At 67.7% G+C, this 14,904-nt stretch carries 2 protein-coding genes; both read right to left on the bottom strand.

Translation table 11 applies throughout. The features are described 5' to 3' along the window. Positions 1-83: 83 nt before the first annotated feature. Entirely contained in the window at positions 84-1,079 is a 996-nt protein-coding gene (locus tag OHA42_RS22690) for an ATP-binding cassette domain-containing protein (protein WP_406229877.1), read from the bottom strand. After that, a complete protein-coding gene (locus tag OHA42_RS22685) occupies positions 1,076-14,830 on the bottom strand; it encodes an amino acid adenylation domain-containing protein (protein ID WP_406229876.1) in 13,755 nt (4,584 codons plus the stop codon). Before OHA42_RS22685 ends, OHA42_RS22690 begins: the two co-directional genes overlap by 4 nt. Positions 14,831-14,904: the final 74 nt, after the last annotated feature.

Genomic DNA, 14,904 nt, shown 5'->3' with positions numbered 1-14,904 from the left:
ACTTCGGCGCTTCGTCGCGCTCCAGTGTCGGGGTAGTACTCACGACGACACCTCGCGAGTACTCGGCACGGCGGTTCGGTCACTCAAGACAGGATCTCCTCTTGTGCGTCATCGGTTTCCGGCGCGAGGCTTGCGGATGTGCGCGCCGCGGTGCCGGTGAGGGACAGGAATACGTCGTCGAGACTCGGGCGGTGCACGGTCGCGTCCACAACGCACACACCGGCGTCATCGAGGCGCCGCAGCGCCTCGACCATGGTGCGTGAGCCGTCACTGACCACCACCGATGCCAGTTCGGAGCCATCGCCGCAGCTCGGCTCGCCGATACCGACCTGGGCGAGCACGGTCAGCGCGGGCTGCACGTCCTGCCCGGCGGCCAACGTGATGGTGAGCCGGTCACCGCCGATGGAGGTCTTCAACTCGTCGGACGAGCCGCGAGCAATGACCCGGCCGTGGTCGATGACGGTGATCCGATCGGCGAGCAGATCGGCCTCCTCCAGATACTGCGTGGTGAGCAGCACCGTGGTGCCGTCATCGACGAGATCGCCGATGACGCGCCACATGTCGATCCTGCCGCGCGGGTCGAGCCCGGTGGTCGGTTCGTCGAGCACCACTACGTCGGGCCGGGCAACCAATGCCCCGGCCAGATCGAGGCGCCGCGCCATGCCACCGGAGTAGGTGCCCGCCCTGCGATGCGCGGCATGGTCGAGCCCGAAGGCACCGAGCAGCTCGGCCGCACGAGATGTCGCCTGGCGCTGGGACATTCCGTACAGCCTGGCCACCATGCGCAGGTTTTCGTAGCCGGACAGGTTGGCGTCTACCGCCGCGTACTGACCGGACAGGCCGATGCGCCGCCTGGCCGTCGCGGGATCACGCAGCACGTCGATGCCTGCAACCCGCACCGTACCCGCATCCGGACGCAGCAGCGTGGTGACGATGCGGACCGTCGTCGTTTTGCCCGCACCATTGGGACCGAGCAGGCCCAGCACCGTTCCGGCCGGGATCTGTAGGTCGATCTCGTCGAGCACCCGTACCCGGCCGTAGCTCTTGACCAGGCCGAGCACTTCCACCGCCAAACTCACGATTGCACCTCGTTCACGGTCGGCTCGCTCACCTGTGTGCCTCCTTCGCAGTGCCGCTGCCGAGGACCCGGGGGCTGCGCATCGAGATGCCTGCACAGCACCGGCCCGATCACGGCGAGCGAGTCCGGTGTCGTCATGGCCGAGTGTCGGCACGGCAGTTGGTGGTCATGGATTTGCCCTGTGACGAACGGCCCCCAGGCCGCCGCGCAGCGGGCGGGATCGATTCGGTTGATCTCGTCATCGGCGGCGGTGAAGAACAGCAGGTCGCCGTCGAAGGTGCGCGGCCGGAAGCAGTGCGCCTGCACTGTGCCGTTGGTGTAGCCGGCATAGAGCTGCTCCAGGTGTTCGACGGTGAGCGCCGCGAACGGGCCCGGCTGGGACCGCAGGAGTTCTGCGGCATCGCTCAGATTGATTGCCGGGCCGGGCTCCACGCCGTCCCCGAGCAGGTCGGCGCCGAATTCGCCGATGATCTCGGCGACACTGGGGATGGCGTGTTCGAGCCACTCGTCGGAGAGTTGATAGCTGTCCATCATCGCCAGCAGCGCGACCTCGTCGCCCGTCTCCTGCAGTTGGACGGCCACCTCGTGCGCAATCAACCCGCCGAGCGACCAGCCGAGCAGGTGGTAGGGACCGGCCGGCTGGATCGCCTTGATGTGCGCCACGTAGTGGCCGGCGGCCTCCGCGATGGAGGCGAACCCGTCCTCCCCCGCGACATGCGGCGCTTGCAGCCCGTACAGCGGCCGGTCCGACGGCAGATGCGCGAGCAGACCCGAATAACACCAGGCCAGCCCGATCGCGGGATGGATGCAGAACAACGGCGCCTGTGTGGAAGCCGTGCTCGGGCGGATCGGCAGTACCGGCCCCAGCGCCGCGGCGATGGCCGTGGCGGCGGTACCGGGTCCGCTCAGCCTGGCCGCGATGGCGGCCGGGGTGGACTCGCCGAACATCAGCTGCACCGGGAGGTCGATCCCGGAAGCCCGCAGCTGCGCAACAACTTTGGTGGCGAGCAGCGAGTTGCCGCCGAGCTCGAAGAACCCGTCGTCGGCACCCACCGACTCGACACCGAGCACATCGGCGAAGGCCGTGCACAGCGCAACCTCGGTCGGCGTCGCCGGTACGCGGTAGCCGTCCGCCGCACGGAACACCGGCTCCGGCAACGCTTTTCGGTCCAGCTTGCCGACCGGGCTCAGCGGCACCTCGTCGATCAGCATGATCGACTGCGGCACCATGTAATTCGGCACCAGCTCGGCGACGTACTCGATGAACTCGGCAGCGGCGACGGCAGTCCCCGCGCGCGGCTTCACATACGCCACCAGCGCGGTGACGCCCGCGGGCGTGTGATATCCGATGGTGGTGGCGAATTCGACAGCGGGGTGGCGGGCCAGCGCGGTGTCGATCTCGCCGAGCTCGATACGGAAGCCGCGGATCTTGACCTGATGGTCGGTGCGGCCGACATACTCGATCTCGTGTGCCGACGCGGCCTGCCCGCTCCAGCGCACCAGGTCGCCGGTGCGGTACATCCGTTCGCCCGGTTTGCCGTACGGATTGGCGACGAAACGCTGAGCGGTAAGCCCCGGCCGATTCAGATAGCCACGGGCCAGCGCATTGCCCGCCAAGTGCAGCTCACCGGTCACGCCGATCGGCGCGGGGTGCAGGCGGGTGTCCAGGATTGTCGCGTTGACGCCGCGGATCGGGCCGCCGATGGTGATCGGCCCCTGCGGCACCATCGGTTGCGAGATCACCGTGACGATGGTGGTCTCGGTGGGCCCGTACACGTTGTACAGGTTGCGGCCCGGCGCCCAGCGGGTGACCAGGTCCGGCGGCAACGCCTCGCCGCCGACCAGCACATGCGCCAGCTCGGTGACCCCGGTCGGGTCGACCGTGCCGAGCGCAGAGGTGGTGATGAACGCGTGGGTGATGCGCTCCTCGATGAACACCTGTGCGAGATCGGCGCCGCCGACGACGCCGGCGGGCGTGATCACCAGTGTGGCCGCGCCGCCGAGTGCGAGCAGCAGGTCGAGCATCGCGGCGTCGAAGCTCGGCGTCGCGAAATGCAGTACCCGGCAACCGGGTTGGACGTCGAAGCGCTGCGCGGTCTCCGCGGCGAAGTTGGAGAGCCCGCCGTGGGTGACCACCACACCCTTCGGGGTGCCGGTCGAACCGGATGTGTAGATCACGTACGCCGGATTGTCCATGCGCAGCGCGGACGTCCGCTCCTCTTCCGTGATCGGCGTATCCGAGGAGTCGAGCACCGTGGCGCGGAATTCCGGATCGTCGAGGACGATCCACTCCGCGCCCGCGGGCAACTGATCCCAGTACTCTGCGAGCGTGATACCCAGTGCCGCACCGGAATCCGACAGCATGTGACTGATACGCTGTTCGGGGTACAGCGGGTCGACGGGCACGAACGCGGCACCGGCCTTGGCCACCGCGAGCACCGTCGCCACCGATTCGATCGAGCGCGGAATCCCCAGCGCCACCAGGGTTTCCGGCCCGACGCCGCGGCCGATGAGCACCCGGGCCAGCCGGTTCGTCCACCGATCGAGGGCGTCGTAGGTCACCTCGGTGTCGTTCGCGCGCAGCGCGACCGCCTTCCGATCGACCTCCACCGCCTGTGCGAACAACTCCGGGAAGGTCACCGGGAGGTCCGGTTCGCTGCCGCGCACGGGAGCGAGCTCGGACCACTCGGCAGGATCGAGCAGTTCCAGATCGCCGATGGCGGTGGTCGGATTGGCGGCGATGGCGCCGAGCAGGCGCACCATCCGCTTACCGAGCCGGACCGCAGTCTCTTCGTCGAACAGATCGCTCGCGTAGTTCACCGACAGTGTGATGCCATCGGGTTCCCGCTGCGCGGTCTGCGATTCGACGAGGGTGAACTGCAGATCGAACTTCGCGATCCCGGCGTCCACATCGACGGCCTCGATCCGCAGCCCGGGCAGCTCGAGCACCCGCGCCGGATGGTTCTGCACCGAGAGCATCACCTGGAACATCGGATGGTGCGCCTGCGAGCGGGCCGGGTTGAGCACCTCGACGAGTCGCTCGAACGGCAGGTCCGCATGCGCGAAGGCGTCCAGGTCGGTGTCGCGGACATGGTGCAGCAGGTCGGTGAACCTGTCATCCGGATCGATGCGGGTCCGCAACACCAACGTGTTGACGAACATGCCGACCATCCGATCCAGGGCCGGGTGGCCGCGCCCGGCGATCGGCGTGCCGACGGCAATGTCGTCGGCCGCGGTCATCCGGTGCAGCAGCACCGCGAGCGCGGCGTGCATCACCATGAACATGCTGACGTTATTGCTGGTGGCGACCGTCTGCAGCTCCCGATGGGTGAGCCCATCGATCACGCATTCCACGAGACCGCCGCGATAGGACGGCGTGGGCGGGCGCGGCCGATCGGCGGGCACGGCCAGCAGCTCCGGGAGCCCCTCGAGGGCGCTACGCCAGTAGTCCAGCTGACGACTCACCACCGAAGAAGGATCGGACTCGGTGCCGAGAGTGTCCTGTTGCCAGAGTGTGTAGTCCGCGTACTGGATCTCGGGTTCGGGCCATTCCGGGCTCTGCTCGTCACAGGCTGCCCGGTAGGCCATCGCCACATCGGCGGCCAGCGGTTCCAGCGACCATCCGTCCATGGCGATGTGGTGCACCACCAGCAGGAGGATGTTCTCGGTCGACGCGGCCGGCTGCACCGAGTTGTCGGCGTCCGCCGGACCGGCGGCGGGAGCCACCGTGATCAGTCCGGCCCGGATCGGCGCCGTCTCGGCCAGATCGAATCCCGGTGCGGCGAAACGCCGCACCGCATCGGACACGTCGTCGGGTCCCACGGTCGCAACGAACAGGGTGACCGCGGCCGCTGCTGGATCGAGGACGACCTGTGACGGTTCCCCATCGATCTCGGTGAATACGGTGCGCAGGGTCTCGTGCCGACGCTGGACCGCGTGCAGCGCGCGGACCAGTGCATCGACGTCGAGCTCGCCGTGCATCCGCAGCACAACCGGAATGTTGTAGGCGCCCGCGGTGTGGTGGGCTGCCGCGCCTTGTGCGCTGATCTGGTTGAAGCGGTTGAGGAACCACAGCCGACGCTGCGCCGCCGACAAGGGAATTCGTTCCGGGCGGTCGCGCCGGACCAGCTCCGGCCTGACCAGCTCGCCTGCCGGACCGGAGTCGAGCAGTGCGGCAAGCTCGGCGACCGTCGGCGACGCGAAGACGGTCCGCACCTCGAGCCTGATATTCGTCGCCGCGGCCAGGCGGGCCACGAGTTGGGTTGCCAACAGCGAGTTTCCGCCGATGTCGAAGAAGCTGTCGCCGGCCCCGACGGCATCCACACCGACCAGTTCACCCATCACGCCCGCGACGAGACGCTCGGACTCGGTTTCCGGCGCGCGCTCGACGGTGTCGGCGACCAGCTGTGGTTCGGGCAGCGCGGCACTGTCCAGCTTGCCGGTCGGCGTCAGCGGAATCCGTTCCAGCACGGTGATGATCGCCGGAACCATATGCGCGGGCAGTTGTTCGGCGGCCTTGGCGCGGACCTTGTCGATGTCCACGCCCACCGCGTCGTCGGCTGCCTGCACGAACGAGACGATCCGATCCACGCCCGCGATATGCCGCACCTCCGTGTGTGCGAACCGCACGTACTCACTTTCGGCGAGCGCCGCGGTGATTTCGCCGAGTTCGATGCGGAATCCGCGCACCTTCACCTGGTGGTCGCTGCGACCGAGGTACATCAGCTCGCCTGCACCCGTCCAGCGCACCACGTCGCCGGTGCGGTACATCCGCGAGCCCGCCTGGTCGCAGGTGTCGGCGACGAACCGGGACGCGGTGAGCTCAGGGCGCTCGAAATAGCCTCGCGTCATGCCGAATCCGCCGATGTAGAGGTCACCCGGCACGCCGACAGGCACTGGACGCAAGCGCTCATCGAGCACCAGCGCCCGCGCCCCGCGCACCGGCGTACCGATGGTGATCGGTTCGTCGACGGCCAGCGGCCTCGAGAACGTGACGACGACGGTGGTCTCGGTGGGACCGTACACATTGAACAGCTGCCGTCCCGGTGCCCAGCGGGCCACCAGGTCCGAACCATAAGCCTCGCCACCGATCATCAGACCGCGCAGGTTCGGCAGGGGCCACCGATCGTGATCGATGGTGGCCAGCGCGGCCGGGGTCATGAAGGTGTGGGTGACGCGCTCACGCTCCATCAGCGCGGCGAGTTCGTCGCCGCCGTAGGTGTCCGGCGGGCAGATCACCATCGTGGCACCAGATCCCACCGCGAGTAGCAGGTCCAGAACGGCGGCGTCGAAACTCGGTGAAGAGAAGTGCAGCGTGCGCGAATCCCGATCGACCTGCATGCGTTCGCGGATCTCGTCGGCGAGGTTCGACAGGCCGCTGTGCGTGACGGCGACGCCTTTGGGTTTGCCGGTGGAACCAGAGGTGTAGATGAGATAGGCGAGTTCGCTGACACGCATCGTCCGCAGCCTGTCCGCGTCGTCCACCAGGCTGTCGTCGAGCTGGTCCAGCTCCGCAAGGAACTCGGGATCGTCCAGCAGCAGCCACTCCGTGATGGTCGCGGGGCCGGCCGACGACAGGTCATCCGCGGCCACGCTCGGCCGCAGCGAGTCGGCGTGTTCGGACATTGTCACGCCGACCGAGCAGCCGGAGTCGACCAGCATGTGCCGGATCCGGTCGGCCGGGTACTTCGGATCGATCGGAACGAACGCCGCGCCGGACTTGGCCACCGCCAGCATGGTGGCGACCGATTCGATGGAGCGGGTCAGCCCCAGCGCGACACGATCGCCCGTGCCCAGGCCGCGCCCGATCAATGCGCGCGCCAAGCGATTCGAGCGCCGGTCGAGCTCAGCGTAGGTGAGGGAGGTGGCGCCGTAGCGCACCGCCGGACGGTGCCCGTGCACCTGCGCGGTCGCCGTGAAGTAAGCGGCCAGGGTGCACTGCGGGGTGGTCGGACCACCGTGAGCCGGTGCGAGCGTGCGCCGTTCGTTCTCGGTCCGCGCGTCGATGTCACGCACCAGCACCCGCGGGTCCGCCGTGACAGCGGCCAACACTCTGAGGAAGCGGTCGGCCAGGGTTTCGATAGTCGGCGCATCGAAAAGTTCGGTGGCGAAGACGAATTCGAACTCGCGGCCCGGCTCACCGGGCCCTCCGTCACGACCGAAATGCGCGACTCGCAGCTCCAGGTCGAACTTGGCCAGCGCGATGTCCAGTTCCTCGGCGCGCAGCGCGAGGCCGGGCAATTCCAGGGTGGGGGCCGCCGCGTCCTGCACCGTCAACGCCACCTGGAACAGCGGGTGACGACTGGTGGCCCGCGCCTCGCGACCCAGTTCTTCGACGACGCGCTCGAACGGAATATCCGCGTGTGCCATGGCGGCCAACTCGGTGTCCCGGTCCGCGCGCAGCAGCGCGGCAAACGAGGTGTCGGGGTTCACGTCGGAGCGCAGCACCAGGGTGTTGACGAACATGCCGACGAGCTCGTCGAGTTTGGTGTCGGTGCGGCCCGCGACCGGGGTACCGATCACCACGTCACGACCGCCGGTCACGCAGCGAAGCAGCACCGCGAGCGCGGAGCGCAGCACCATGAACAGGCTCACGCCCTGCTCACGGGCCAACTCACCGAGTGCGTGCTGCACCGGCTCCGGCACCGTGAAACGCACCGTCCCGGCCCGCAACGTCGGGTCGGCGGGGCGCGGGCGGTCATAGGGCAAGGGCAGTTCGTCGGGCAGACCGGCAAGCGCAGTGCGCCAGTACTCCAATTGAGTGCCCGCGATGCTCTGCTCGTCGGACTCCTCGCCGAGGCAGGCCCGCTGCCACAGCCCGAAGTCGGCATACTGCACCGGCAGCGGCGCCCACGCGGGCGCGCCGCCCTCGCGCCGCGCCGCGTAGGCGGTAGCGAGGTCCTTGGTGAGCGGGTAGAGCGACCAGCCGTCCGCGGCGATGTGATGCACCACGATGCCGAGCAGATGACGCTCGAATCCGGTGCTCAGCAGCATGATTCGCAGCGGTATGTCCTTGGTCAGATCGAAACCGCGGCGTGCCAGCGTGTGCAGCGCGAGGTCCGCGCCCGTCTCGTCGGTGACGGTCGGCGCGAGGGTCGGCATAACCCGCGCAGTCGGCAGCACGATCTGCTGAGCGCCGATGTTGTCCTGTGGGAACACCGTCCGAAGCACTTCGTGGCGATCCACTACGTCGGTGAGGGCCGCACGCAGCGCCGCGACATCCAGATCGCCGTCGATTCGAATGACGAATGCGATGTTGTAAGCGCTGGATTCGGGGGAGAATCGGTTGAGGAACCACAGTCGCTGCTGCGGCAGCGACAATGGAATGCGTCCCGGACGTGGGGTGTGCTCAGCCAGCGCCATCCGTTGCGTCCGGGGCGCTTCCGTAATGCGCTCGGCGACGCCCCCGACCGTCGGCGCTTCGAAGATCTCCCGCACCAGCAGGTCGACACCGAATTCCGCGTGCAGCGCGGCGGCGAGCCTGGTGGCCAGCAGCGAGTTGCCGCCGACGTCGAAGAAGCTGTCCTCCACACCGGTCACCGGCCGCCCGAGAATAGCGGCGAACACCGCCGCGACGCGCCTCTCCAGCTCCGTGCTCGGCGCGCGGGAGGATCCCAGCGCGGCGAAGACCGGTTCCGGCAACGCTTTTCGATCGAGCTTGCCCGCGGGACTGACCGGCATCTCGTCCAGCACGATGACCGACGCAGGCACCATATATCCCGGCAGTCGCTGCCGCGCGGTCTCACTGACGGCGGCGGCGTCGACCGCCGCATCGGCGGTCAGGTAGGCCGCGAGCCGGGGCTGACCCTGCTCATCGATGTGCACAATGGTGATCGCCGAGCGCACACCTGGATGCGCGCGCAGCACGTGATCGATCTCGCTGAGCTCGATGCGGAAGCCACGGATCTTGATCTGGTCGTCGGCGCGGCCGAGGAAGCGCAGGTGCCCGGTCCAATCGGCGACCACCAGGTCACCGGTCCGGTACATCCGTTCACCTCGCCTGCCGTGTGGATTGGCCGGGAAGCGTTGTGCGGTAAGGCTGTAGCGGCCATGGTAGCCGCGGGCCAGGCCGGGGCCCGAAAGATACAGCTCGCCGGGTGTCCCGGGCGGGACCGGATGCAGCCGCCCGTCCAGCACGAACAGGCGCATGCCACGGACAGGAAGACCGAGCGGCACGGGCGCGCCGACGACCATCGGCTTGCTCGCGGTCGCGGCGACAGTAGCTTCCGATGGTCCGTACATGTTGTGAATGCGATGTTCGGCCGACCAGGTCTCGACCAGATCCGCTGCGCATGCCTCACCGCCGACGATGACCACATCGAGGTCTGGTAGGCCCTCGGGCGGCACGGTCGCCAACGCCGCCGGGGTGATGAAGGCGTGGGTCACCCGCTCCTCGCGCAGCAGCGCGGCGAGTTCGGCGCCGCCGTAGATCCCTGCCGGCGCCACCACGATCGTCGCGCCCGCCGCGAAGCCGAGCAGCATCTCCAGGACCGACGCGTCGAAGCTCGGCGAGGAGAAGTGCAGTGTCCGTGCCGAATCCGTCACGCCGAACAGATACATCTGCTCGCTGGCCAGGGACGCGAGCCCGGCGTGCGTGACAATGACCGCCTTCGGCTGTCCGGTGGAACCGGAGGTGTAGATGAAATATGCCGGATGGCTGGTGCGCATCGGGTGGTGACGATCCGCGTCGGTGATCGGACCGGTGGAGTAATCTGCGCATTCGGTTTCCAGTGCGTCGGAGCCCAGCACCAGCCAGTCGACGTGGGTCTTGTGGTGCTTACCGCGGGCGGCAGGCCAGGCCGGCATGGCGGGCAGGCAGTCCGGGATGGTCAGGCCGAGTATTGCGCCCGAATCGGAGATCATGTGCCCGATCCGCTCGGCCGGGTAGCTCGGGTCGATCGGCACATAGGCGGCGCCGGTCTTGGCGACGGCCCAGACCGCAGCGATCGAGTCGAGGCTGCGCGGCAGTGCGATAGCGACCACGACCTCAGGGCCTGCACCGTGCTCGATCAGGGCTCGCGCCAGGCGATTGGACAGCTCGTCGAGCTCGCGATAGGTGGTGTCGACGCCAAGGTAGCGCACCGCGACCGCGTCGGGCAGACGCTCGGCGATATCGGTGAGCAACCGGGCCAGGCTGATCGTCGGCTCGGCGGGCGAACTGGCAATCGGCACCAGGTTCGCGGTTTCGCGTCGGTCGAGAATCTCCAGATCGCCGATCGGCATGGTCGGCGCGGCCACCACCGCGTTCAGCACGGCGACAAACCTGCGCGCAAAACTCTCGATCGTGTGCCTGTCGAAAACATCGGTGGCATAGCCGAATTCGACGGCCAGAGGACCATCGCAGACGCTGTCGTGAATCTCGAGCTGCAGATCGAACTTGGCGACATCGGATTCGATCGGCAGCACCTCGGCCCGCACGCCGGGCAAATCGATGCGCATCTCCGGCGCACGGTCATAAGACAGCATCACCTGGAACAACGGATGGCGCGCTGCCGAGCGCTCCGGGTTGACGACCTCGACAAGACGCTCGAACGGGACGTCAGCGTTGGCGAAGGCGTTGAGGTCGGTCTCGCGCGCCACGTCCAGCATCCGGTCGAAGCCGGCGGCGGGATCCACATCAGTACGCAGGACAAGGGTATTGACGAACATGCCGACCAAGTCGTCGAGCGCCGGGTCCGAACGTCCCGCGATCGGCGTGCCGATGGCGATATCCGTTGTCGCGCACAGCCTCGCGAGCAACGTCGCCAGCGCGGCATGCAGGACCATGAACATGCTCACGCCTCGCGCCGCCGCCAGTTCGGTCGCGGCACGGCGGGTCGCGGGGGAAATCGTGAACTCGACCCGATCACCGGTGGTCGACCGGCGCAGCGGGCGCGGGCGGTCCAGCGGCAGATCGAGCTGATCGGGCAGGCCCGTCAGTGCCGTGCGCCAGTAGATCAACTGTCGGCTCAGTGCACTGGCCGGATCGGCTTCCTCGCCGAGCAGCTCCCGCTGCCACAGTGCGAAATCGGCATACTGCACCGGCAGCGGCGTCCACTGCGGCGCGATGCCGATCGACCGGGCGGCGACGGCCGTCATCAGGTCTCGTGCCAGCGGCGCGATCGACCAGCCGTCACCGCAGATGTGGTGTAGCACAACGAGAAAGACATGCTGGTCGGACCCTGTGTGCCAGAGCGCGACCCGGATCGGCGCCTGACTACGCAGATCGAAACCGTACCCGGCGAATTCGGCGGCGAGCGCAGCCACGTCCGCACCGACCGCATCGATCGGATCGAGGGTGAGCGGGATTTCGGCGGCCGGATGCACGACCTGCCAGGGCCCCTCGGCCGAGTCGGGAAAAGTGGTGCGCAGGCTCTCGTGGCGTTCGATCACGTCGACGAGTCCGGCCCGCAGTGCCTTGTAGTCCAGCGGGCCGTCGATCCGGACCGCGAGCGGCATGTTGTAGGCGGCGGCGTGTTCGGCGAATCGGTTCAGGATCCACAGTCGTTGTTGGGCCAGCGAGAGCGGAATCTTGGCCGGGCGTCCGACTGGGACCAGTTTCGGGGAGAACGTGTCCGGGTTGTGAGTGGCGAATCGCTCGGCCAGTGCGGTGATGGTCGAAGCCTCGAACAGGTCGCGGATGGTGAGACCGGTACCCAGCGTGGCGTTGATTCGGGCCACCGCCCGCGCGGCGATCAGCGAGTTGCCGCCGAGGTCGAAGAAGCTGTCCTCCACGCCGATATCGTCGGTCTGCAGAACCTCCGCGAAGATGTCCGCGAGCACCCGTTCCACCTCGGTGCGCGGCTCGGCGGCGGACCGGCCCGCCGGACGATGGGCGTGGGTCGGCGCAGGCAGGGCCTTGCGGTCGATCTTGCCGTTCGGGCTGAGCGGTAGTTCGTCGAGAGCCACGAGCACCGAAGGCACCATGTAGCCGGGCAGACTACGGCGCAGGACCGCGAGCAGCGCGCCGGTGTCCAGGCTCGCGGCGTCGATGTTCGCCGCCGCGGCAGGCACGACGTATCCGAGCAGTTCGTCACCGGTTCGTCCGGCCTGCGCCACGCATACTGCACGCGCAACCCGCTCGTCCTCGAGCAGAGCCGCCTCGATCTCGCCGAGTTCGATGCGCAGGCCGCGGATCTTGACCTGGAAGTCGCTGCGCCCCAGGTACTCGAGGACACCGCGGTCCGTCGCGTCGGCCTGCCAACGCGCGAGATCACCGGTCCGGTACATCCGGGTGCCCGGCCTGAACGGATTGGCCACGAAACGATCCGCGGTCAGCCGCGGCTGACCGAGGTAACCGCGAGCCAGCTGAACACCGGCCAGATACAGCTCCCCCGCCACCCCCGGCGGCACCGGTTGCAATCGCGAATCCAGCACATAGGTTTGGGTGTTCCACACCGGTGATCCGATCGGCACACTCGGCGGGTCGACGGGGCAGGGCCAGTAGGTGACATCGACCGCGGCCTCGGTGGGTCCGTACAGGTTGTGCAGCTGCGTTCCGTGCAGCGCGGCGTAGAAATCACGGACTGTGGCCGCCGGCAACGCCTCACCGCTGCAGAAGACCCGACGCAATCCGGTACAGCCGCGCATATCGGTATCGGTGACGAACAACGACAGCATGGACGGCACGAAATGTGCTGTGGTGATACCTTTTCCGGCGATGGTGTGGGCCAGATAGCTGGGATCCCGATGCCCATCCGGTGCCGCGATCACCAATCGGGCGCCGATCTGCAAGGGCCAGAAGAACTCCCATACCGACACATCGAAAGTGGCCGGTGTCTTCTGCAGCACCGCATCGGTCGCGTCGAGTGGATATTCGTGCTGCATCCAGCGCAGCCGGTTGACGATCGCGGCGTGAGTCACGCCGACGCCCTTGGGCTTTCCGGTCGAGCCCGAGGTGAAGATGACGTACGCCAGGTGATCGGCGCGCAACGGCGCGCGCCGGTCGATGTCGTTGATCGGGCGCGGGTCGTAGTCCGACAGCTCGACGGTATCGATGGCCAGCTGCGCGGTGCCCGCGGGCAGGGTGAGCTCGTCACGTGCGGCGGTCAACACGCATACCGGTTCGGCCTGGTGCAGGATCTCCTCGATCCGCTCGGCCGGGTGGTCGGGGTCCAGCGGCAGGTAGGCCGCACCGGTCTTGACGATCGCATACATACCGACGAGGAGTTCCGTGCTGCGCTGCAGGCACAGTGCAACCACGGATTCGGGACCAGCGCCACGGGCGATGAGCAGCCGGGCCAGCCGGTTGGCGCGCTCGTCGAGCTCGCGGTAGGTCAGTGTCTCGTCGCCGAATTCGAGCGCCGTCGCCTCCGGGCAGATCACGGCACGATCGGCGAACAGGCCAGCGAGGGTGCCTTGTCGGGCCGACGTCTCCGTGGCGTTCCACCCGGTCAGCACGCGTTCGCGTTCGGCATCGGTGATCGCCGTCAGCGACAACGCCGGGGTGCTGGGTTCGGCCGCGAGGAACCTGGTCAAGAAATCGAGGAAGCGGCTGTGGTGCGTTGCTACTTCGGCATCACCGTAGAGCCGTGAGTTGGCCTCGAAATCGACATGGATGCGGTTGCCATCGCCGTTGTACAGGTTGATCGATAGATCCTCGACCGGGCCGGTCGCCAGCACGTGCAGCGTGCCGAGCAGGCTGCCGAACTTCAGCTCGGTATGGAACAGCATGATGTTGACCATCGGTCCGAAGAATCCGCGGGCGTCGCGGGAGTAGCCGCAGTCTCGGCGGATGTCGTCGTGCTGATAGCGCTGATGACGCAACGCTCCGGTGATCTGCAGTTCGGCGGCACGGACCGCATCGCGCACGGTGGTCTCGGAACCGAATTGCAACCGGATCGGCACCACATTCGACACCACACCGGCCGAACGGCGCAGCGCAACGGTGGTGCGCGCCGAGACCGGCAGGCTCAGTACCACGTCAGGATTGCCGGTCACCGACCGCACATAGCTGGCCAGCGCCGCGACGAACAGGGTCGAGTTGTGTGTTTCGCACGCGGCCGTCGCCGCGTCCATCGCCGCCGAGGTTGCGTCGTCGAGGAAGGCCGTGGCGCGTCGCCTGCCCGCTTCGAGCCCTGCGGTGGTGTCGTTCACGTTCGACAGCGTCATCGGCTCGCCCGCACCCACCAACTGCTCGTGCCAGTATTCGCGGTCGGTGCGGAACCGGCTCGAATCGCGGTAGGTGGACGCGTCGGCGTAGATCGTGGCCAGTGGCGTTGCCCGCGAGACCACCGGTTCGGTGTGGCCCTCGATGGCGGTGTAGATCTCGGCGGTTCGGGTCAGCGCATTCATCGCACCGTAGCCGTCGATAACAATGTGATGAGCACGTGCGTACCAGATGTAGTCCGAATCGCCGGTCCGCAGCACCACATTGGCAGTGAGGGGATCGCGTTCCAGATCGATCGGCGAGCTGGCATGCTCGTTCATCCAGCGCAGCGCGGCAGCGTGCGGATCGGCCTCCTCGCGCAGATCGATCCTGGCCCAGCCCGGGCGCCGTTCCGGATCGATCACCTGGTGCGGGACACCGTCGATCTCGACCAGGCGCACATGGCCGACCTCGGTTTCGGCGCCGAAACGTTCGATCGAATAGAGGAGCATGCCGACATCGAGATCGCCGTGAATCTCGACATACTGAGCGATCGTGAGCGGCACATCGGGGCGGATCCGCTGCGCGTACCACAGGGCCGTCTGCGCGGGCGAGAGTGCAAAGGGCTGGGCCGAGAATTCACCAGAAGAACATTGGGCTACACGGTCCGTGGCCAATGAACTCATCAATCACTCCATTTCTGCCGCTGTTGACGCACTCCCCGAGCACCGCCACAGCAGACGCGCACGCGCCAGCCGTA

The organism is Nocardia sp. NBC_01009 (assembly GCF_045208035.1).
Taxonomy (GTDB): domain Bacteria; phylum Actinomycetota; class Actinomycetes; order Mycobacteriales; family Mycobacteriaceae; genus Nocardia.
This window is presented reverse-complemented; position numbering and strand designations above follow the sequence as displayed.